This window comes from Streptomyces aurantiacus, from assembly GCF_001418335.1.
Classification (GTDB): Bacteria; Actinomycetota; Actinomycetes; order Streptomycetales; family Streptomycetaceae; genus Streptomyces; species Streptomyces aurantiacus.
On sequence record NZ_LIPP01000099.1, the window covers coordinates 21,123 to 41,910 of the forward strand.

17 protein-coding genes are annotated in these 20,788 nt (G+C 71.4%); 1 reads left to right on the forward strand and 16 read right to left on the reverse strand.

Annotation, left to right across the window (positions count from 1 at the left end):
* Positions 1-4: 4 nt before the first annotated feature.
* The 9 genes from AOK01_RS14415 to AOK01_RS14455 form a co-directional block, all read right to left on the reverse strand.
* Positions 5-529 (reverse strand): cytidine/deoxycytidylate deaminase family protein, encoded by a 525-nt coding sequence (locus AOK01_RS14415; RefSeq protein WP_245702254.1) that lies wholly within the window; start codon positions 527-529, stop codon positions 5-7.
* The gene (locus tag AOK01_RS14420; protein WP_055511514.1) at positions 526-1,290 is read right to left on the reverse strand and encodes an amidohydrolase family protein; all 765 of its coding nucleotides are present in this window, start codon (positions 1,288-1,290) and stop codon (positions 526-528) included. Before AOK01_RS14420 ends, AOK01_RS14415 begins: the two co-directional genes overlap by 4 nt.
* Entirely contained in the window at positions 1,287-2,360 is a 1,074-nt protein-coding gene (locus AOK01_RS14425) for an ABC transporter ATP-binding protein (protein WP_079103417.1), read from the reverse strand. The genes AOK01_RS14420 and AOK01_RS14425 overlap by 4 nt, the downstream gene beginning before the upstream one ends.
* A complete protein-coding gene (locus tag AOK01_RS14430) occupies positions 2,357-3,499 on the reverse strand; it encodes an ABC transporter ATP-binding protein (RefSeq protein WP_245702255.1) in 1,143 nt (380 codons plus the stop codon). Before AOK01_RS14430 ends, AOK01_RS14425 begins: the two co-directional genes overlap by 4 nt.
* The gene (locus AOK01_RS14435) at positions 3,496-4,224 is read right to left on the reverse strand and encodes an alpha/beta hydrolase (RefSeq protein WP_055511516.1); all 729 of its coding nucleotides are present in this window, start codon (positions 4,222-4,224) and stop codon (positions 3,496-3,498) included. The genes AOK01_RS14430 and AOK01_RS14435 overlap by 4 nt, the downstream gene beginning before the upstream one ends.
* A 5-nt stretch (positions 4,225-4,229) precedes the next feature.
* Entirely contained in the window at positions 4,230-5,315 is a 1,086-nt protein-coding gene (locus AOK01_RS14440) for an ABC transporter permease (RefSeq protein ID WP_079103419.1), read from the reverse strand.
* Positions 5,312-6,223: an ABC transporter permease gene (locus tag AOK01_RS14445; protein ID WP_245702256.1), complete on the reverse strand. Its 912-nt coding sequence runs from the start codon at positions 6,221-6,223 to the stop codon at positions 5,312-5,314. Before AOK01_RS14445 ends, AOK01_RS14440 begins: the two co-directional genes overlap by 4 nt.
* Positions 6,216-7,883, reverse strand: coding sequence for an ABC transporter substrate-binding protein (locus AOK01_RS14450; RefSeq protein WP_055511518.1), 1,668 nt, complete (start codon positions 7,881-7,883; stop codon positions 6,216-6,218). The genes AOK01_RS14445 and AOK01_RS14450 overlap by 8 nt, the downstream gene beginning before the upstream one ends.
* Before the next feature lie 202 nt (positions 7,884-8,085).
* The gene (locus AOK01_RS14455) at positions 8,086-10,029 is read right to left on the reverse strand and encodes a primary-amine oxidase (protein WP_055511520.1); all 1,944 of its coding nucleotides are present in this window, start codon (positions 10,027-10,029) and stop codon (positions 8,086-8,088) included.
* A 111-nt stretch (positions 10,030-10,140) separates the two neighbouring features.
* Between AOK01_RS14455 and AOK01_RS14460 the strand changes: the two genes are divergently transcribed.
* Positions 10,141-10,863 (forward strand): GntR family transcriptional regulator, encoded by a 723-nt coding sequence (locus AOK01_RS14460; RefSeq protein ID WP_055511522.1) that lies wholly within the window; start codon positions 10,141-10,143, stop codon positions 10,861-10,863.
* 26 nt (positions 10,864-10,889) lie between these two features.
* Here AOK01_RS14460 and AOK01_RS14465 read toward each other — a convergent pair whose 3' ends face one another.
* The 7 genes from AOK01_RS14465 to AOK01_RS14495 all read right to left on the reverse strand — a co-directional run bounded on the left by AOK01_RS14465 (position 10,890) and on the right by AOK01_RS14495 (position 20,653).
* Positions 10,890-13,394: an FAD-dependent oxidoreductase gene (locus AOK01_RS14465; protein ID WP_055511524.1), complete on the reverse strand. Its 2,505-nt coding sequence runs from the start codon at positions 13,392-13,394 to the stop codon at positions 10,890-10,892.
* Positions 13,391-14,842 (reverse strand): aldehyde dehydrogenase family protein, encoded by a 1,452-nt coding sequence (locus tag AOK01_RS14470; RefSeq protein WP_055511526.1) that lies wholly within the window; start codon positions 14,840-14,842, stop codon positions 13,391-13,393. The genes AOK01_RS14465 and AOK01_RS14470 overlap by 4 nt, the downstream gene beginning before the upstream one ends.
* Positions 14,843-14,935: 93 nt before the next feature.
* Positions 14,936-16,516 (reverse strand): glutamine synthetase family protein, encoded by a 1,581-nt coding sequence (locus AOK01_RS14475; protein ID WP_079103420.1) that lies wholly within the window; start codon positions 16,514-16,516, stop codon positions 14,936-14,938.
* Positions 16,503-17,915 (reverse strand): aromatic ring-hydroxylating oxygenase subunit alpha, encoded by a 1,413-nt coding sequence (locus AOK01_RS14480; protein WP_055511528.1) that lies wholly within the window; start codon positions 17,913-17,915, stop codon positions 16,503-16,505. Before AOK01_RS14480 ends, AOK01_RS14475 begins: the two co-directional genes overlap by 14 nt.
* 185 nt (positions 17,916-18,100) lie before the next feature.
* Entirely contained in the window at positions 18,101-18,631 is a 531-nt protein-coding gene (locus tag AOK01_RS14485; RefSeq protein WP_055511530.1) for a hypothetical protein, read from the reverse strand.
* Positions 18,632-18,842: 211 nt separating this feature from the next.
* Entirely contained in the window at positions 18,843-19,592 is a 750-nt protein-coding gene (locus AOK01_RS14490) for an SDR family oxidoreductase (protein WP_055511532.1), read from the reverse strand.
* A gap of 155 nt (positions 19,593-19,747) precedes the next feature.
* The gene (locus AOK01_RS14495; protein WP_055511535.1) at positions 19,748-20,653 is read right to left on the reverse strand and encodes an AraC family transcriptional regulator; all 906 of its coding nucleotides are present in this window, start codon (positions 20,651-20,653) and stop codon (positions 19,748-19,750) included.
* Positions 20,654-20,788: the final 135 nt, after the last annotated feature.

The window sequence follows — 20,788 nt, forward strand, 5'->3', positions numbered from 1 at the left end:
GGGGTCACCATGCGCGCCGGCTCTTGTCCGGGAGCAGGTCGAGGGCTTGGACCGGAACGACCTCGTTGTCCTCGACCGTGGTGATCCAGACCCTCGCGTCCGGGCTGTAGTCGCTGATGAGTTCCCGGCAGACACCGCACGGCGCGATCACCCGGAACTGTCCGGCGGGCTTGATCTGGACGGAGACGACCGAGGTGACGTCCAGCGGCTGCCCGCCGGGATATGCCCCGCGGGCCGCTCCCAGGGCGACACCCTCGGCGCAGATGGAGCTGCGCCGGCAGGAGCCTTCGAGATGGACGCCGGTGTGTACTGCTCCGTCGGCCGTGCGCACCGCGGACGCCACCTCGTGCCGGCCGTCGCGCCAGACGCGGGCCAGCAACTCCTGGGCGAGCGTGAGCAGTTCGACGTCGTCGTCGCTCATGGACGCGGGCACGGCGACGCGCGCGACGCCGGTCCGCGCCGCCGGCGCCGTCGCGGTGCCGGTGTCCGTGTCCGTGTCCGTGTCCGTGTCGGACGGTGCGGGGCTCACTCGGTGATCCCGAGCAGGCGTGCCATGTTGCCGCCCTCGACGAGCGCGCGGTCCTTGTCGTCCGGGATCGCCTTCGCGATCTTCATGCGTTCCAGGTCGAAGTCGGAGCCGGGCCACTCGCTGCCCAGGAGGATCTTCTCGGGACCCAGCCGGGCGTAGGCCCGCTTCACGTCGCTCATCAGCGTCGCCGAGGTCTCCAGGTACACGTGGGGCTGCCGTTCGGCGACGATGATCGCTTCGGGCACGTTCCACACGGCGCCCATGTGGGCGATGATCGTCGGGACCTGGGGGTGGTCGCGGGCGATCTCCTCGATGGACAGCGGGGCGCAGAAGGAGTCGTCCAGGGCGTTGATCAGGACCATCAGGCCGCGCCGTGCGCAGGCCTCGAACAGCGGGTCGAGCAGGCCGTGGTCGGCGACGTGGTAGCCGTGCAGGCTGGGGTGGAGCTTGAGGCCCACCAGCCCTGCGTCGGCCATGCGGTCGATCTCTTCGAGGGCGTCGTCGGCCTGCGGCAGGACCTGCCCGAAGCCGAAGAAGCGGTCGGGGTGGGCGGCGACCAGGGAGCTGATGAAGTCGTTCTCGATGCGCTGGGCGAGCGAGCAGACCATGGCCATGTCGACGCCGGCGGCGTCCATCCGGTCCAGGATGCGCCGGGGTTCGAACGGGGTGTACGGCGGCGGCGCCTCCCCCTTGCGGACGCCGGTGAGGTAGTCCGACCGTCCCCGGACGTCCTGGGTCGTGTTGTACGCGTCGATGATCACGCGGGATCAGCCTTTCTCGACTGGGCTCGGCTGGGCAGCGCTGGGCCGGTCACCAGGGGCAGGTGGCAGCGCACGGTGCGGCCGGGTGCGACGGTCCGCAGTTCCGGCATGCGGGTGCGGCACTGGGCCTCGGCGAAGGGGCAGCGGGTCTGGAAGAGGCAGCCGGCCGGCGGGTTCGCGGGATCGGGCAGTTCGCCCTCCAGGACCCGTCGCTCGCGCCGCCCGCTGGGGCGCAGGGACGGAACCGAGGACAGCAGCGCTTCGGAGTAGGGATGGGCGGGGCCGGAGAAGAAGTCGTCGCGGGACGCGACCTCGATGATCTGGCCCAGGTACATGACGGCCACGCGGTCGGCGATGTGCCGTACGACGCCCAGGTCGTGGGAGATGAACAGCATGGTCAGGCCGCGCTCGCGGACCATGTCCGACAGCAGGTTCAGTACCTGCGCCTGGATGGAGACGTCCAGCGCGGAGACCGCCTCGTCCGCCACGACGAACTTGGGCGAGGAGGCCAGTGCGCGGGCGATGCCGATGCGCTGGCGCTGTCCTCCGGAGAACTCGTGCGGCCTGCGCGGGCCCGCCTCGGCGCCGAGGCCCACGCGTTCCAGCAGCTCCGCCACGATCGGCCCGGCTTCGGCCTTGCTCACGCCGCGCGCCCGCAGCAGCGGTTCGGCGACGATGTCGGCGATCCTGCGCCGCGGATTGAGCGAGCCGAACGGGTCCTGGAACACCATCTGCAGGTCGGCGCGGGTGCGCCGCAGCCGGGTACCCCTGAGCCGGGTGATGTTCAGGCCGAGGAAGTCGATGGTGCCGGACGCGGGCTCGATCACCCGCAGCAGGGCCCGGCCCAGGGTGGACTTCCCGCAGCCCGACTCACCGACCAGGCCCAGCGTCTCGCCTTCGAGGATCTCCAGATCGACGTCGCGCAGCGCCCGGACCTTGCCGCCCGAGCGGCCGCGGAACTCGACGCGCAGTTTCTCGGCCCGGATGAGCGGCGTGCCGGGCGGCGCCGCGGGTACCGGGCCGTCGGCCTCGGTGGCGGAGGTGGCGGAGGTAGCCGGTGGCGAGGTCATGAGCGCCCCTTCTCGTTGCGTACCAAGTCCCGTTCCGTCCCGGCCGCTTGCTCCAGTTGCTCCAGTTGCTCCGGTCGCTCGGGTCGCTCCGGCTGCGGGTCCGGGCCCGCTCCGCGCGCCTGGCGGCGTACGGAGTCGGGCAGGACGCAGGCGTCGAGGTGGCCGGGCTCACCGTGCCGGTGGCGCAGTTCGGGCTGCTCCGTGCACGCGTCCTCGGCGAAGGCGCAGCGCCCGGCGAACGCGCATCCGCCGGGACGGTCCACACCCGTAAGCGGGCTGCCGGGGATGGCGGGCAGCCGGTCGGCGACCGGTCCGTCGATCGGCGGCACCGAGCCCAACAGACCGATGGTGTACGGGTGTTGGGGGTTGAACAGCACCTCGTCGCGCGAGCCCTGCTCGACGATGCGGCCGGCGTACATCACGGCGACACGGTCGGCGACCTCGGCGACGACTCCCAGGTCGTGGGTGATCAGCAGGACGGCGGTGCCGTGGTCGGCGCTCGCCCGCCGGAGCACGGAGAGGACCTGCGCCTGGATGGTCACGTCCAGCGCCGTGGTGGGTTCGTCGGCGATCAGGACGGCGGGGTCGTTGGCCAGGCCCATGGCTATCATCACGCGCTGGCGCATGCCGCCCGACAGCTGGTGGGGCAGGGCACGGGCACTGGCGCGGGGATTGGCGATACCGACCTCGCCGAGCAGTTCCACGGCCCGGTCCATGGCCGTCCCGTACGGCATCCGGCGGTGGGCGCGCATCATCTCGGTGACCTGGGCGCCGACCCGGTGCAGTGGGTTGAGTGCGGCCAAGGCGTCCTGGAAGACGACGGCGATGTCCTTGCCCCGGACCGAACGCAGTTCGCGCTCGGATGCCTCGGCCAGGTTGCGGCCGCCGAAGGTGACCTCGCCGCTGATGTGGGTGCGCGGGTCCCGGTTGAGGCCGACCAGGCTCATGGCGAGGGCGGACTTGCCGGAGCCGGACTCGCCGACCAGCGCGAGCGTCTCGCCCCGGCGCAGCGTCAGGTCAACGCCGGCGACGGCCGGCAGCCGGCCCGACGGCACGTCGAACCCGACCCGCAGCCCGCGGATCTCCAGGACCACGGGCGGGCTCTCCTGGCCGTGTGCGGCGGGCGCGGGCCCGCTCACGACGTGCCGCTCACGGCCGTGGCCGCGGTGTGGATCAGGTCGGCCACCCGCTGTGGGTGCACGAGCGTCGTGTAGTGGCTGCCCGGTACGTGTTCGGTGACGGCCTTCATCCGGGCGGCCATGTCGCGCTGCGCGTCCGGGCGCAGGGTGCGGTCGTCGTCGGCGACCAGGTACCAGGCGGGGAGGGTGTCCCAGGCCGGCTTCCCGGTCGGCTGGGTGAAGATGAGGTTCTCCGCCTTGCGTCCCTCGGCCTCGACGACGGCCCGTTGCGCGGGCGACAGGTCGGGGCCTATCTCGGCCCAGAACTCCTCGCTGGGTTCCGACTTCCACTCCCCGTTGGGGCCGCGCCGCATGAACGCCGAGATCTCCGCGGGTTCGTAGCGTTCGACGATGCCGTTGACGGTCTCGCCCTCGTCGGGGCCGAACGCCGCGATGTAGACCAGGCCGCGGACGGCGGGGTGCCGGCCGGCGTTGGTGATGACCGCGCCCCCGTAGGAGTGGCCGACGAGGAGCAGCGGTCCTCCGGGCAGCGATCCTGTCGCCTTCTCGATGGACTCCTCGATGAACTTCTCGATGACCGTGGTGGTGTGGGCCACGTCCTCGTCGAGGGAGGTCAGGGGGTTGGTGACGGCGACCGTCCGGTGTCCCCGGGCGGCGAGCAGGGGCTCGACCTCCGACCATGTGGTGGGGCGTCCGCCCGCTCCGTGGACCAGCACGATGTCCATGCGGCTCAGCCTTTCCGTATACGGGGATCGAGGATCATGTAGAGCACGTCCACCGCGTAGTTGACGAGGACGAACAGCAGGGCGATGGCGAGCGCGGCTCCTTGCACCACCGGGTAGTCGCGCTGGAGCACGCCCTGCACCAGCAGCCGGCCGACGCCGCCGTAGGAGAAGACCGTCTCGGTGATCACGGAGCCGCCCAGCAGGGACCCGAACTGCAGGCCGAGGACCGTCACGATGGGCAGCCAGGAGTTGCGCAGGACGTGGCGGCGGATCACCGCGGACTCGCCGAGTCCCTTCATTCGGGCGGTCCTGACGAAGTCGTCGCCGAGGACGTCCAGGACCGAGGCACGCACGATGCGGGTGATGTAGCCGGCCATGGACAGCGCCAGGGTGGTGGCGGGCAGGATCAGGTGCTGGATCCAGGGGCCGATCAGTTCGGGGCGGTTCTGCAGCATCGCGTCGATGACGACGAAGTTGGTCGTGGGCCGGTAGTCGAGCGAACTCGGCAGCCGTCCCAGCACGGGCAGCCAGCGCAGCCAGACGCCGAAGACGACGATGGCGATGACCCCGAGCGCGAACCACGGCAGGGAGAAGCTGACGGTCGCCACGGCCCGGGTGGCGGTGTCGATCCAGGTGCCCTTGCGCAGCGCGGCGATCACGCCGGTGACCACGCCCAGGAGCACGGCGATGGTCATCGCGGCCAGGGTCAGTTCGATGGTGCCCGGGAGGGCGTCGCCCAGCAGGCCAAGGACGCTGTTGGAGCCGAAGAACGATTCGCCGAAGCGCAGGTGCACCAGGTTGTCGAGGTAGGTGCCGTACTGGGTGAGCAGCGGCTGGTCGAGGCCGAGCGCCTCACCGGCGCGGGCCTGGTTCCGCGCTATCTCCGCGGCCGTCAGGTTCGTGCCGCCGCCGGCCAGGGAGGCGGTGGGCGAGCCGGGCAGCAGGCGCATCGCGATGAACACCAGGGTCGCCAGCGCGAACAGGACGACCGGGATGCCCAGGAGCCTGCGGAACATGGCCCACAGGGTGTCGGCCCGTTCGGACCGGGGGCGGTGCGGGCGCCGCAGTCGCGGCAGCGGGAGCGTGCTCATGCGGAGCCCTTCGGGTCGAGCGCGTCCCGCAGGTCGTCGCCCACGAAGTTGCAGGCCACGACGAACAGCAGGGTCAGGGTCGCCGGAAGCACCACCAGGCGGGGCGCGGAGTAGAGGAACTCCTGGCCCGCCTGGACCATGTAGCCCCAGTCGGGGGTGGGCGGCTGGATGCCGAGGCCGAGGTAGGACAGTCCTGCGGCGAAGCCGGCCGCGACCGACAGGGTCATGACGATCTGGGCCACCATCGGCCCGGCGATGTTGGGCAGGATCTCCTGGACCAGGACGCGCGGCGTGCGGGTGCCTCCCAGCCGGGCGGCGACGACGTAGTCCCGGGCCGTCTCCCTGGCCGCGAGCGCCCGGGCCAGCCGCGCCAAGCCGGGGGCGAGGGAGACGCCGACCCCGATGACGAGGCTGGTGGTGCCCGGTCCGGCGGCGGCGACCAGCAGGATGACCAGGAGGATGGAGGGGAAGGCCAGGGCCAGGTCGACGGCGCGCATCAGCACCTGTTCGACGGCGCCGCCCGCGTAGCCGGCGAGCAGGCCGACGCCGGTGCCGACCACGGCGGCCAGCGCGGTCGAGGCGAACGCCACGAACAGGAGCGGCCGCGCCCCGTGCACCAGCCGGGCCAGTTCGTCCCGGCCCAGGTCGTCGGTGCCGAGCGGGTGGCCGGGCGAGCCGAACGGCAGCAGCGCCGCATTCGTCTGCCGGACCGGGTCGGCCGAGATCAGCAGGGGTCCGACGAGGGCGATGAGGACGATCGCGACCAGGAACACCCAGGACACCATCGCGGGCCAGGACGTACCGATGCCGCGCTGCCGCAGTCTCGCCGCCCACCTGCCGGAACTCGCGCGACCGAGGCCGGGACCCGTACGGCCGGCATCGAGACCCGTACCCGTGTGGTCAGACACTGGCTTTCTCCATGAAACAGCGGTGGTTTCCGAGTGCGGCGGTGTTGATGCCCTTCACCTCGGCTCCGCTGACCACCAGGTTGGTGGAGCAGGCCAGCATCGCGATCACCATGTACTCCTCGGCCCAGCGCCGCTGGATCTTGGAGTAGGCGGCGGTGCGCTTCTTGCCGACCGGCAGGTTCTTGGCCACCAGCAGGTCCTCGGCCAGGGTGTCGACGCCGTCCAGCGTGTCCAGGCCGGTGATGGTGCTGCCGTAGAGGCCGGCGGGGTTGGCCATGGAGCCGACCATGTTGTTGGGGTCGGGGACGTAGGAGTTGCGCTCCCAGATCATCAGGTCGTGGTAGTCGTCCTTGCCGTCGCTGAGCCGACTGAAGTACGAGGCGGGGTCGACGGAGGTGGTCTTCACCTTGAACCCGGCGTCCTCCAGGTTCTGCTTGACGATCTGCGCGGCCTTGGGGTGCCAGGAGTCGCCGGCCGCCATCAGCCCCAGCTCCCTGCCCACCGCTCCGGCCTCCTTCAGGAGCTTCTTCGCCTGCGCGAGGTTCTTCGTGCTCAGGTCGGCGAGGCCGGTGTCGTAGCCGTTCTGGGCGGGCGGGATCGTGTAGCCGTCGGGCTCGCTGGCCACACCGAAGAACGCCTGCTGGACGATCGCCTTGCGGTCGATGGCCAGGTTGATGGCCTTGCGCACCTTCAGTTCGGGAACGCGCCGGGCGTCGATCATCAGGATCGCGTCGAAGCCCTCCTTGGTGTCGTGGACGGTGACCGAGGGGTCGGACTTCAGCTGCTCGACGGCCGAGTAGGGCGTGAACTGGGTGGCGGACACGTCCCCGCTGAGCAGGGAGCTGACGATCGCCGAGGGGTCCTGCACCTGGCGCAGGACCAGGCGGTCGATCGGCGGCCGGCCGAGCCGGAAGTCGTCGAAGGCCTCAAGGGTGACGGACTGGCCGGAGGTGGCCGAGGCGAACTTGAAAGGGCCGATGCCGACGAGGTGCTTGCCTATGCCGGACCCGTACTTGTCCAGGGCGGCCTTGGAGATGACCCGGCCGCCGATGTCGGAGAGCTGGGCGAGGACGGTCCGGTCGGGCGCCTTCAGCACCAGCTCGACGGTCAGGTCGTCCTCGGCGGTCAGCGAGGCGACGTTGTTGCCGAGGGAGGCGAGCGGTCTGGACGCGCCCTTCGGCAGGGTCTTGTTCTCCGGGTCGAACTGCCGGTTCAGGCTGGCCAGGACATCGGCGGAGGACAGCGTCGTACCGTCGTGGAACTTCACGCCCTCGCGGAGGGTGAAGGTGTAGGTGAGCTGGTCGTCGGAGATCTGCCAGCTCTTGGCCAGGTCCGGCGTGGGTTCGTTGGACTCGAAGGAGATGAAGGTCAGGCCGCGGCAGATGCAGTCCACCGCCATCCAGTCCCCCAGCGTCGTGTAGAAGGCGGGGTCGTTGACCGCGCTGGTGGAGTCGATCGCCAGGGTGAGGGTGCCGCCCTTGCCGGATCCACCGCCGGACTCCTCGGACCCGCCGTCGGCCACTCCGCAGGCGGTGAGCAGCGGGGTCAGTCCGAAGCCCACTCCGACGCCGAGGACACTGGCGCCGCGCAGCATGGTGCGGCGGGACACCTGCGGTCCGGCCGGGCGGAGTGCGGGCGATCCCTGCGACTGATCCGGCATGAGGGCCTCCTTGGGGCGCCGTTCCTCTGAAACCTCTGAGGGAATGGATCTAATCTCGTCTTGATTGGATCCAAAATCATCGTGTCCGGCTCGCGAGTCCGAGCCGTGTCCCGGGTGTTACGAGCACATGAAACCGGGATCTTGTGTGTTATCTGCCGAGATCTCCCGCCAGACAGGGTCCAGGCTGGTTTATGACGGCTGGTCAGCCGGCGCAGCAGTGGTCCGTGCCGGCCGACGGGTCCGGGATGTCCATGGCCGGGTTGCGGTCGAAGAAGCCGTCGGGTTCGAAGACCAGCCGTACCCGGTCGACCGGCATGACCGGCCACTGCTCGGGCCGGGGGAAGTGATGGCTGCCCACGACCGGCCACAGCACCAGCTCGGCCCCGTCCAGCGAGCGGTCCTTGCGCTGCCAGACCTGTACGCCGTCCTCGCCGGGCTCCGCCTGGTTCGGGTACTGCCCCCCGACGTACTGTTCGGCGGGGTCGGAGACCGTGGCCCACAGGTGCTGGTGGACGAAGGGCGCACGGCGGGCCATCACCGACTCGGGTCGCGCGAACGGCCGGGTGGTGTTGGGCAGTTGCAGGCGGTACGCCGTCGGCTCGCCGTAGCGGTTCTGCCGCTGCGCGCTCTCCACCCGCCAGTGCCGGGACGTCGCCGGGTTCGTGCGGCGGGCGGCCCCCGACTCCGACAGCAGGGGTGTGCGCACCATGCGGACCGCGTTGCCGTACGGGTCGTGGCGCGGGTCGTCCTCCGCCTGGGCGTTCTCCTCCACCAGGCGGTTGAGCGGGCCGTCCACCGCGGCGTCCAGGCGCAGGCCGAAGTAGTGCTGGTGCGTGGGTGTCTGGACGTTCGGCGAGACCACCCGGCCGTGCCGCACCTCCGCGCCCTCCTCGATGCCGGAGGCGGACAGCATCCCGGTCAGCTTGATCTCCAGCTCGATCCTGCCGTCCTGGTAGAGCGACCAGTAGAAGCCGTAGTCGTAGTTGGCCACCGTCTGGAAGCTGGAGATGATCAGCCGCCGGGAGCGGCGCACCTCGCTCACCCCGCGGCGCAGGTCGTTGTGCTTCCAGAGGATGCCGTCGTCCTCCTCGTGCAGGCAGATCGCCTGGGAGACCTCCTCGGCGGCGCCGTCGCCCCCGAGGTAGGCCGCGTCGAAGTAGTGGATGACGCCCAGGCAGTCGCAGCCGAGCGCGAGCGAGTTGGTCAGCGGGCCGGCCCCGTACTCGCCCCAGTCGAAGAAGTTCTTGCGGAACTGCGTGGAGCTCGGGTCGAGGTAGGGGACGTACATCTCGTTGCAGGCGGCCCGCTTGAGCACCGAGCGCCCCAGGAAACCGAGGTCGTACAGGACCAGGCCCTCGCGGTGGGTGAAGCCGACGCGGAACTCCCAGCCCTGCCAGCTGACCCGGTGCCCGTCGACGGTGTAGCTGGGCCCCTCGGGCTGCACCACCTCCAGGGGCTTCAGCCCTTCGCGGTCCGGGCCGAACCCGCCGGCCGACAGCGGTCCCGGCTCCTCGGAGACCGGGACGACGCCGTGGTCCTCGACCTCCAGCACCTCCATCGTCGCCATGTCGATGAGGGGGATGACGCCCTGCACGGGGCGCACATAGGCGTTGTCGTCCTCCTGGACGCGGTGCCAGACCGAACCCCAGGTGATCCTGCGGTCCTTGTACTTCTCCGGCACGAAGCCGCCGATGGACTCGGCGTCGATCACCGTCAACGACACGTCGTGGATGCCCCGCCGGGCCAGCGCCTCGCGGAACAGCGGGCTCTCCCGGCACGCCCTGGCCGCCGCGCGGGCCTCCGTCGAGGTGATGCCCGGCCGTCGTATGTCCACCGGCCGCCACTCCAGGCAGCGCGGCTCGGCACCGAGCCGCACATCGATCTCCCAGGCGCCGGGCAGGTCGTGGTCCATCGCCACCAGGCCCACCCGCACCTCGCCCGCGGCGTGCAGACCGGCCATCACCTCGCGGGCGAAGTGCTCGTCGAGCACCGCGCCCCAGAACCTGGTCCGCTCCCCGAGCCGGCCGTCGGCGCGCGCCACGGCGACGGCGGCGTCGATCTCGGCGGGAGACAGCGGGTCGAGAGGGTGGGTGCGCGCACGCCGGGCGTGGACACGGGTGCTGACGCTTCCGGGCGGGTTGTGCATGGTTGTGCTCCGCTCATCTGCACGGATCGCGAGATTTGGATCCTGCGACCTCTAGAATGGATACATTGAGTTCATTGGATACATAAGCTGTGCCGATCAGACGGAGACCTCATGGACACCGCCCCGCTCCCCGACGCGGACTCGCCCGCCGGCAAGGGAAAGGCACTCGTCGACGACACCGCCGCCGCGATCCGCGCGCGCATCCTCTCCGGCGAGATCCCCATCGGGTCGCAGCTGCGCCAGGTCGAGCTCGCGGAGCTGCTCGGCGTCAGCCGCACCCCCGTGCGGGAGGCGCTGCGTCAGCTCCAGGCGGGCGGCCTCATCGAGGTACTGCCCAACCGAGGCGCCGTGGTCCGCGTCCCCGCCCCCTGGGAGGTCCGCGAGGCCTACGAGGTCCGCGCCGAACTCGAAGGGCTCACCTGCGTCCGGGCGGTCCGCGCGGTCACCCCCGACGTGCTGCGGGAGCTGCGCGAGGCCAACGAGACAGTACGCACGGTCAGCGGCGGTTCGCCGGCCGGCGAGGGCTCCTCGCCCTCCACCGCCGCGAACGACTGCTTCCACACCCTGATCCACACCGTCGCGGGCAACAGGCGTCTGGCCCGTGCCATCAAGGACGTCAACGAGGCCTTCCCGCGCAACGTCTCCGCCCTCGTCCTCCAGGACAACCCCCGCCACCGCGAGGACAACATCCGTGAACACGAGCGGATCGTCGAGGCCCTCGCCGCCGAGGACGCGGAGCGGGCCCGCAGTGAGATGAAGGCCCATGTGATCAGCGCGGGCGAGCAGTTGGCCCGCTGGTACGAACAGCGGTCGGCCACCGTCTTCCGCGGCTGACCGGCCGTTGGGCCGGGCGCCGGGGGTCATCGCGCGGCTCCCGGGCCGGGCCGGGCGGTGATGCCCATCGCGTCCGGGGACAGGAAGTCCAGGTCCGCCCGTTCCTTGCCCTCCGCCAGATCCGCGAGCGCGGCGCCCAGCGCGGGCCCGAACTTGAAGCCGTGGCCGGAACAGGCCGCCGCCGTCAACACCCTGTCCTCGCCCGGCAGTCGGCCGACGGCGAACCGGTTGTTCGGCGCCATCGTGTAGCGGCAGGTGATCGTCTCCTCGACCGGCCCGTCGGCCGCCGGAAGGAACCGCGAGGCCAGACCGAGGAGCCGGTCCCGCTCGGCTTCGGTGACCGGTCCTGCGGGCACCGACGGGTCCTCCGGCGGCCCGTGGTCCAGGCCGATCTTGACGCCGGCTCCGCCGAAGGCCGGGATGCCGTACAGCAGGCCGACGTCCGGGACGTCGACGGAGAACGCGCCCAGCAGCGGCGGCTCCAGCAGGTGGCGCCGCGAGGAGCCGAGGTGCAGGTTCACGATCCGCACCACGCTCAGCGACCGGGCGAAGGCGGGCAGCAGTTCGCCGGTCCAGGGGCCCGCGCACACGACCAGCCGGTCCGCGTGCAGGACGCCTTGCTCCGTGTCGACCCGTACGCCCTCGCCGTCCCGGCGCCAGCCGAGCACGGCGCAGCCGTCCCGCCGGTCCACGCCGTGCGCGCGGCCCAGCGCCGCCAGCGCGGTGAGTGTGGCATGGGCGTCGATGACACCGGCGGCCGGATCGTGGACCGCGGAGAAGCCCTCGCACAGGCGCAGCCCGGGGAAGAGTTCCGCGGCACGGACGTGGTCCACGGTCTCGCAGCCGGGGCCGCGCAGGGTGCCCGGTGTGTCCACCGCCCTGGCGTACAGGCCCCCGGTGGTCGTCACCAGCCGTTGCCCGGAGGCGGCTTCGAGGTCCTCCCAGGCGCCGTAGGCGGTGTCGACCAAGCCGTCCCAGACCTCGGCGGGATAGGCCCGCCGGATCATCCGCGTCCTGCCGTGCGAGGAGCCCTCGGTGTGACCGGCGGGGAACCGGTCGAGGTGGATCACGCTCGCGCCGCGGACCGCCAACTGCCAGGCGGCGGACGAGCCGTGGACACCGGCCCCGACGACGATCACATCGGCCCGGTCGCCGGCGGCCCCCGGAACAGGGGTGGTGCCGGTGCTGGTGCTGGTGCTGGTGCTGGTGCTGGTGCTGGTGCTGGTCGACGGGGTGCCGGACGTCGCCTCCCGCGCTCCCCGGCGGCGCCGTTCGCGTGCGGTCAGGGCGGCGATGAGCGCGTCCACGTCGTCCGCGCTGTTGTATACGTGCAGCGAGGCCCGGGCGACCCGGTCCAGGCCGCGCCTGCCCAGGTCCCACTGCCCGTGCGAGGCGGGAACGGTCGTCAGCCGGAATCCGGTGGCCCGCAGGTCCCGTACGGTCCGGCGCGGGTCCTCGTCCTCGCGCAGGAACGTCACGATGCCCGAGGCCGCCGCCGCCGGATCGGTCCGACGGATTCCCGGTACGTCCGCCAGCCCGGTCCGCAGCCGTTCCGCCAGGGCCGTCACGTGGTCGTGGATCAGCGGGACACCGAGGTCGAGTGCCTCGTCCAGGGCCGTGCCCAGGCCCAGCCGCAGCGCGTGGGAGGACTCCCACGTCTCGTAGCGCCGCGCCCCCGGCATCACCTCGTACCGGTAGGCCGCCGACCACTGCGCACCGCGTACGTCCGGAGCGGCGGGCCTGGCCCGCGCCCGCAGCTCCGGACCGACGTACAGCAGGCCCGTACCCCGTGGCCCGCGCAGGAACTTGCGGCCGGTGGCGACGACGATGGCGCAGCGCATCTCCTCGACGTCGACCGGGAGTTGGCCGAGCGACTGCGTCGCGTCCAGCAGCAGCGGCACCCCCGCGCGGGCGGCCAGTGCGCCCACCTCGGCCACCGGCTCCACCAGCCCGGAGGACGTGGGGACATGAGCTGTCGTCACGAGTGCCGCGGGCTCGCGCAGGGCGATCTCCAGTGCGCCGAGGTCCACCTGCCCGCTCGCGTCGGCCGGCAGCACCTCAAGGACGATGCCGTGCGAGTCCCGCATCTCCAGCAGGTGCAGGGCGGAGCTGACATAGGTGGAGGAAGAGGCCAGAACCCGGTCGCCCGCCTTGAGCCGCAGGGCTCCGAGCGCCCGCTGCCAGGCGCTGGAGGCGCTGTCCACCAGGGCGATGTCCTGCGGCGCGGCGCCGATCAGCCGGGCCGCCGAGTGGTACACCCGCTCCGTGCGGTCGGCCAGCGCCTCGGCCGCTTCGTAGCCGCCGAGCAGCGCCTCCAGGCGCAGGTGGTCGGTGACGGCGGCCAGCGTCGCCGTGCTGGGCAGCGCCGCCCCGGCGGCGTTCATGTGGTGGGCGTGGCGCATGCCGGGGGTGGCGGCGCGCAGTGCGGCGACATCCAGGGCAGGCCTGCCGGGCGCCGACGGGGGCACGGGAACCGCGGTCCTGTCGGTACTCGCGGTCGTGTCGGTACTCGCGGTCGTGTCGGTACTCATAGTGCGACGACCACCGCCTTGCGCTCGCAGTAGGAGTACAGGGCGTCGTCGCCCAGGTCCCGGCCCAGGCCGGAGTCGCCGAGTCCACCGAAGGGCAGCGCCGGGTCGAAGATGTTGTAGGTGTTGATCCACACCGTTCCGGCGCGCAGCCGCGCTGCCGTGCGGTGGGCGCGGGAGAGGTCCCTGGTCCATACGCCGGCGGCGAGCCCGTAGGTGGTGTCGTTGGCGATGGCGACGGCTTCTTCGTCGTCCTCGAAGGCCATCACTCCCAGCACGGGGCCGAAGATCTCCTCGCGGGCGATCCGCATGCTGTTGGTGACGTCCGTGAACAGCGCCGGTTCGACGAAGTAGCCCGGCCGGTCCGGTATGTGGCCGCCGGTCACCAGTTTCGCGCCCTCGGCGACACCGGCCTCGACGTACGACAGGACCTGGGTGCGCTGTTCCTCGGAGACCAGCGGGCCGACGGTGATCCCGCCGTCCAGGCCGTTGCCGACGGGGACCTTGCGCACCGCGTCGGCCAGGCGTTCCTCCATCTCCGCGAGGACGGAGCGCTGGACCAGCAGCCTGCTGCCGGCCGTGCACATCTGCCCGGAGTGGCCGAAGGCGGCCCGCACGGCGGTGGTGACGGCGGCGTCGAGGTCGGCGTCGGCGAAGACGATGTTGGGGCTCTTGCCGCCGAGCTCCAGGGTGAGGCGTTTGACGGTGGGAGCGGCGGCGCTCATCACCAGTTTGCCGACCTCGGTGGAGCCGGTGAAGGACACCTTGGCGACCCCCGGGTGCGCGGTGAGCGCGGCGCCCACCTCGCCGTCGCCGGTGAGTACGTTGAGCACTCCGGCCGGCAGTCCCGCCTCGGCGCACAGGGCGGCGACGCGGAGCATGGTCAGCGGGGTCTGTTCGGCGGGCTTGAGCACGACGGTGCAGCCCGCGGCGAGTGCGGGGGCCAGCTTGAAACAGCCGGTCATGATCGGGAAGTTCCACGGCAGGATCAGCGCGGCCACCCCGACGGGTTCGGGCACCGTGTAGACGTGGTGTCCCGGATCCAGGGGCACGACCGTGCCGGTCAGCCGGGCGGGGGCGCCCGCGAAGTGGCGGAACGTCCTGGCGCTCATCGCGGTGTCGGCGCGCGAGCGTTCGACGGGTTTGCCGTTGTCCCGGGTCTCCAGCACCGCCAGTTCCTCGGCGTGCTCCTCGATCAGCTCGGCGATCCGGTGCAGCACCCGGCTCCGCTCGGCGACCGGCAGGCCGCGCCAGCGGCCGTCCTCGTGTGCCCGAGTGGCCGCGGCCACGGCGTCGTCGACGTCCTGCGGCGTGGCCTGCGCGACCCGGCTCAGGACGGTCTCCGAGGCGGGGTCGAGGACGGGGAACGTCCGGCGGTCGCCGGGGGCGATCCACCGGCCGTCGACGAAGAAGGGCTCCAGCGGCGCGGGTTGGGCCTTGAACGTGGTCATGGCGTCTTCCGTGAGGTGTGGGCCGGCCGCGGAGGGCCGGGGGCGGACTCCCGGGGTGCGGACTGCCGGGATGCGGACTGCCGGGGTGTGCGGTCAGACGAAGTCGAAGTACTCGCGCTGCTCCCAGTCCGAGACATGCGCCAGGTAGCGCGCGAACTCCGCGCGTTTGATCGTGGTGAGCCAGGAGACGACGTCCCGGCCGAGCGCGTCGGCGAAGACCGGGTCCGCGTCGAGCGCGTCCAGCGCCTGGGCGAGCGAGCCGGGCAGGGCGCGGGCTCCGACGTCGTACGGGTCGGTGGTCGGCGGTCCCGGGTCGAGTCGCCGGGCCATCCCGTCCATCCCGCTGACCACCTGCGAGGCGATGTAGAGGTACGGGTTCGCCGCCGGCTCGCCGGATCTGTTCTCCAGCCGGGTGCCTCCCCCGCCCTGGGCGCCGACGACCCGCACCATGGCGCCCTTGTTGTCGATGCCCCACACGACCCGGTCGGGAGCCAGCGACATCGGCAGGTACCGCTTGTAGCCGTTGACGGTGGGCGTGGTGAAGACGGTGGCGGCGGGCGCGTGTGCCAGCAGCCCGGCGAGGTAGTGCCGGCCCACCCGGGACAGCGTCTCCCCCGGCGCCGAGCCGGGCGCCGGGTCGAAGACGGCCTCGCCGGTGGCCCGGGAGCGCAGCGACTGGTGCAGGTGCCAGCCGCTCGACGCGGTCTCCGCCGTGGCGGGGCGGGACATGAACGTCGCGTGGTAGCCGTTCCGGTGGCAGATCTGCCGCACCGCCGCACGAGCCAGCAGCGCGTCGTCCGCGGCCTGCCCCGCGTCGCGCGCGTCCAGCGTCAGCTCCAGCTGGCTGGGCCCGAACTCCAACTCCAGGGAACGCAACGGCAGATCGAGTCCGGTGAGCCCGCGGTACAGCAGGCCCACCAGGTCGTCGAGCCGGTCCAGGCCCTCCTCGTGCAGCAGTTGCGCGCCGCTGGTGAGGGGCTCCACCTCCGGTGCCGGGCCGGGGGCGCCGGGCCGTCCGACGGCCACCGGCGCGGGCACGCCCCCGGCGGGACGGTACACATGGAACTCCAGCTCCACACCGACCGTGAGGTCGTACCCCGTGTCCGCCAGGGCGGCCAGCCTGTCGCGCAGCAGACCGCGCGAGCAGAACGCCGCCGGGGTGCCGTCGGGGTGGTAGAGGTCGCACAGGATCCAGCCGGTCCGATCGGCCCACGGCAGTACCCGGAACGTCGTCATGTCGGGCACCAGGACGATGTCGCCGGCCCCGGCGAAGCGACCGCCGGTCAGCATCCCGCCGCCGCGCTCACCGCCAACCCCGCCGCCGGTCGCGCCGCCGGTGTCGCCGCCCGAGAAGACGGGGAAGACGGTCCGGCCGGAGGTGTCCTTCAGGAGCAGGGAGGACGGCGCGGTGACTCCCGAGCGCAGTGCGCCGGGTACCGCCTCTCGCGTCAGCGTCTTGCCCCGCAGCACCCCGTGCTGGTCGGCGAAGGAGAACCGCACCCGTTCCAGGCCGAGTTCGTCGATCACCCGGCGGACGTGCCCGGCGGCCACGTGCTGCCGCTCGTCCCACAGGCCGTGCCGCTCGACGAAGCCACCGGCTCCGGCGGAGGTCAGCGGGCGGGCGGCGGGTCCGTCACCGCCCTGCGCCCGCGGCCGCTCGTCAGCGCTGCGCATCGCGCACCTCCCGCCGCGCCCACGGTGACCGCGCGCGCCGCTCCGACTCCCGGTGCCGCCAGGCCTCTTCCCAGCCGTCCACCGGCGTGATGGTGTCGATGGCGAGGGGCCCGGTCAGCTCCTCGGCCTCCTGCGCGTCGAGCGGCAGACCGGGCACCGGATGGCCGCTCTCGAAGGAGGCGATCGCCTTCAGCAGGAGTCTGCGGTTGGCGGTCACGGCGCGGTCCGAGATACCGAGCCGCTCGACGGTCCGGTCCTGGACGGGCCCCATGCTCTCCACCGCCCACTGGTCGTGGACGTTGATGTCAAGGCCCATGCCGGTGTACGTCAGTTCCCGCTGCTCCTCTGGATCGAAGCCCCAGTTGTTCGAACGGTTGCGCAGCGGCCGGTAGTCGGGGAGCGAGACCTCCGCGAGGCGCTGCGCCAGCAGCGTCTCCTTGTCGGTGACCTCCTCGAAGTCGTAGAGGATCATGAACCAGTAGTGGCTCTCGTCGTCGATCGGGACGTGCCACTGGCAGAAGACCTTGCCGTTGCCGAAGGGCACCACGAAGGCGTTGGGGAACACCAGGTTGGTGATCCGCACATGCCGGACGTCCTCGGTGAGTTCGCGCAGCGCGAAGACCCGCAGTCCGTGCCCGGCGCTCTCCACCTCGATGTCCGGGCGGAAGCTGGCCCCGACCAGTTCCGAGAGCTTCCTGCCGGTGCCCTCCACCTCCTCGCTGAACTGCTGCCCGTACACCTCGCGCGGGTCCTCGCCGACGAAGCGGTGCAGGAAGGAGACGTGACTCGGGTCGATCCCGCCTTCCACGCCCTGGAGCCAGTTGCACTCCCACAGGCCCTTGAAGGCGAAGGTGTACTCCTCGGGAGCGGTGAAGCAGTCGTACGCGGGAAAGGGGGGCGGGTCGCCGGTGCCGAGGTAGGCGAAGACGATGCCGTTGCGCTCCACGCAGGGGTAGCTCGGGATGCGCACCTTGGCGGCGAAGCTGCTGTGTTCGGGTTCCGCGGGCTGTTCCAGGCACCGGCCGTCCGGGCCGTACAGCCACCCGTGGTAGAGGCACCGCAGGCCGCCGCTCTCCCGGCGCCCGAAGGAGAGGTCGACGCCCCGGTGCGCGCAGTACCGGCCGACCAGGCCCCATGCTCCGGTCCCGGCCGGGCCCTCCGGCCGTCCCGTGCGGTCGGCGACCGGGCGGTCCGCCGGCTCCTCGCCGGCCACACCCGGACCGTCGTCCCGCCGGAAGAGGACCAGGTCCTCGCTCATGATCCGGATCGCCTTGACCGGTCGCTCGTCGGGCATCTCCGAGACGAGGGCGACCGGCTGCCAGTAGGCGCGCATGAGCTGTCCGAGGGGCGTGCCCGGGCCGGTGCGCGTCACGCGCTCGTTGTCCTCGCGTCTCAGCATCGCTCACCTCGTGCATCCGATTGCTTATTGATTGGATCCAATGCTTACACATCGAGATCCAAAGCGACAGGGTCAGATTTCTCGGAGCCGCGGCGCGGCTGCTCCCGACCGCACCGCCTCGCCCTCAACTCCCTTACTGCGGCGGCGACTTCGGCGCGGGCACCGTCATCCTCCCGACTTCGTCGTCAGGGCAGACCGAGCATGACGGCCATGGCGGTGACCATGAGCCCGCCGCCCGCCTCTCCCAGCAGAAGCGCGCGCCTGCCGGGTGAGCGTGCGGCGATCCGGGGCGGCCACGCCTGCCGGACGAGCACCACACCCGCCCTGGCCACGCCCCAGCAGGCGAGGGACAACAGCACCGGCCACAGCGCGACTCCGGCCGACGCGAGACCAGTGAGACCTTCCTCGCCTTCCCCGCCGTGGTGACTTTGTCCTACCACCGCCGCAGCCGCCGTCAGCAGCGCCATCACCGCCAGGTTCACCGACTCGGCAGCTCTGCGGAACGCGCACCCGGCGCGCATCTCCCACAGACACGCGCCGCCGATCACGGCGGCCCCCGCCACCAACAGCCCGCGGTCTCCCACTCCGGGGGCCATCGCCGACATGGCCACCGTCGCGAGCGCGTGCGGCAGCCACTGCCGCGCGGGAGACGGCAGATGACCGACGAGGCACAACACCCCGCCCACCAGCCCCGTCACCCACAGCACCTCATGCATGGGTCTCGCGCCGGGGGGATGAAGGGGATGACGTGCTCACGGTCCTCCTATGCCACTCGCGCAGGACGACGTCCTCGCAGACACGGACAAACGTGAGCGATACATGTTTCGTGCCGGAACAGCTCCTGTTTCCCAGCAGTAACAGCTGTTACCGGTGGCAGCAGCGCGGCGTCACCTCGCCTGCCGGGTGAATACTTCCGGTGCCGGGTACTCACTTCGCCTGGGCGAGCCGGACCGCGTCGGGGCCGGCCGGGAACCGCAGTTGGCCGGTCGTGTCGTGCACGGCGCGCCACACCGTCTCGGCGACGTCGCTCTCCTTGGTGAACAGGTCCTGGCTCGTGAACTCGTCCATGGTCTTCTTCGCCCAGGCTGCGTAGGGCGCCGGAACCAGCTCGTCCGGCGACCCGCCGCTCATCGACCTGGCAGCGAAGTTCGTCGTCAGACAGGCGCCCGGCTCGACCGTCTTCGCCCGCACACCGAACGGTGCCAGTTCGAGCGCGAGGGACGCGGTGAATCCCTCGACGGCCATCTTGCTCGCCTTGTAGACGGCCGTGAGCGGCATGTGACCCAGCACCACACTGGAGGTCACATTGACCACCACGCCGGAACCGCGCTCGCGCAACTGGGGCAGCACCGCCTGTGTCGTCGCCATGACGCCGAACGTGTTGGTCTCGAAGACTTCCCGCACCCGGGCCATGGGCATGCCCTCGAACACACCCATCGAGGGGATGCCCGCGTTGTTGACCAGGACGTCGACGGGCCCCGCCGCCTCGAACGCGGCGGTGATGGTGTCGGGCTCGGTCACGTCGAGCTCCACGACGCGGAGCCGGTCCGACTCGGGCAGGACGCCCGTACGCGGAGTACGCATCGTGGCGATGACGTTCCACCCCTGCGAGTGGAAGTGGAGGGCGGTCTCCCGCCCGTATCCGGATGACACGCCAGTGATCAGAACTGTCTTCATGCTGTGCCCCTTGCGATGTGTCGGGATCCGCGTAAGGCAGGCACTTTCCTACCCCACGGGAGAACTCGTGATCCCATTCAATCGCCATGACCTGCTGAAACAGTAGAACTATCCTCGCTCCTCCCTGCACGATCCTCCCGCCTGGTCCACCTCACTCACGGCAGGACGCCCGCAGGGGTGCGTACGGTGTCCCGCAGGCGGGCGGCGTCCCGGCTCGGGGGTTCGCCGAACTGGCGGCGGTACTCGCGGCTGAACTGTGACGGGTTGTCGTAGCCGACGCGCCGGCCGACTCCGGTCACGTCGCCCGGGTGCGTGGTGAGCAGCAGCCGGGCCTCCTGCAACCGGATCTGCTTCTGGAACTGGATGGGGCTCATCGCGGTCACCGCCTGGAAGTTGCGGTAGAAGGCGGAGACGCTCATGCCGGACATCCGCGCCACGTCCTCGACCCGGAACGGTTCCGCGTAGTGCTCGCGGATCCAGCGCACGGCCCGGGAGACATGGCTCAAACTGCTGTCGGCCAGGCCGAGTTGGCGAACCGTCGCACCCTGCTCGCCGGTGATCAGGCGCCACAGGATCTCGCGCTTGACCAGCGGGGCCAGTACGGCGCGGTCGCGCGGTTCGTCGAGCAGGCGCAACAGCCGTACCGAGGCGTCGAGCAGTGTGGGCGGAGCGTCGCAGACGGCGATCCCCGACGGCGCGCCTCCGCCGACGCGGGGGGTGTCTCCCGGACCGGCCTGCAACAACAGTTCCGCGACGGCGGACGGCTCCAGCGTGAGACCGAAGCCGAGGGCCGGCCGCTCGGCGTCCGCCTGCGTGAACTGGCCGGTGACGGGCAGGTCGACGGACGCGACCAGGTACTGGCCCGGGCCGTACTCGTAGACCCGGTCGCCCAGCGCGAGGCGTTTGGCGCCCTGGGCGATGACGGCGAGCACCGTGCCGGACATGGAGGGTGCCGGCGGATCCGGCCGGTCGACCTTCGAGATCAGGACACCCTCGATGGCGGTGGTCCAGTCGGGGCGGACGTGCCGGGCCAGCAGCGTGCGGAACTCTTCGAGGTACATGCGTCCATTGCAGCACTCGTCGGTACCTTCGCTCCGGCGTCCGCGAGGATTGTGCAGACAGGCGCGAGCATCGTTCTACCGTTTGCGCAGGTCAGCTCGGTTCAATGGAATCACCGCACTCCATCGACCGAGAAG

Bases quoted from the DNA above. Each gene is read 5' to 3' on its own strand.
- AOK01_RS14425 (WP_079103417.1), bottom strand. From the start codon at position 2,360: ATGACCTCGCCACCGGCTACCTCCGCCACCTCCGCCACCGAGGCCGAC.
- AOK01_RS14435 (WP_055511516.1), bottom strand. From the start codon at position 4,224: ATGGACATCGTGCTGGTCCACGGAGCGGGCGGACGCCCCACCACATGG.
- AOK01_RS14440 (WP_079103419.1), bottom strand. From the start codon at position 5,315: ATGAGCACGCTCCCGCTGCCGCGACTGCGGCGCCCGCACCGCCCCCGG.
- AOK01_RS14450 (WP_055511518.1), bottom strand. From the start codon at position 7,883: ATGCCGGATCAGTCGCAGGGATCGCCCGCACTCCGCCCGGCCGGACCG.
- AOK01_RS14455 (WP_055511520.1), bottom strand. From the start codon at position 10,029: ATGCACAACCCGCCCGGAAGCGTCAGCACCCGTGTCCACGCCCGGCGT.
- AOK01_RS14460 (WP_055511522.1), top strand. From the start codon at position 10,141: ATGGACACCGCCCCGCTCCCCGACGCGGACTCGCCCGCCGGCAAGGGA.
- AOK01_RS14465 (WP_055511524.1), bottom strand. From the start codon at position 13,394: ATGAGTACCGACACGACCGCGAGTACCGACACGACCGCGAGTACCGAC.
- AOK01_RS14470 (WP_055511526.1), bottom strand. From the start codon at position 14,842: ATGACCACGTTCAAGGCCCAACCCGCGCCGCTGGAGCCCTTCTTCGTC.
- AOK01_RS14475 (WP_079103420.1), bottom strand. From the start codon at position 16,516: ATGCGCAGCGCTGACGAGCGGCCGCGGGCGCAGGGCGGTGACGGACCC.
- AOK01_RS14480 (WP_055511528.1), bottom strand. From the start codon at position 17,915: ATGCTGAGACGCGAGGACAACGAGCGCGTGACGCGCACCGGCCCGGGC.
- AOK01_RS14485 (WP_055511530.1), bottom strand. From the start codon at position 18,631: ATGCATGAGGTGCTGTGGGTGACGGGGCTGGTGGGCGGGGTGTTGTGC.
- AOK01_RS14490 (WP_055511532.1), bottom strand. From the start codon at position 19,592: ATGAAGACAGTTCTGATCACTGGCGTGTCATCCGGATACGGGCGGGAG.
- AOK01_RS14495 (WP_055511535.1), bottom strand. From the start codon at position 20,653: ATGTACCTCGAAGAGTTCCGCACGCTGCTGGCCCGGCACGTCCGCCCC.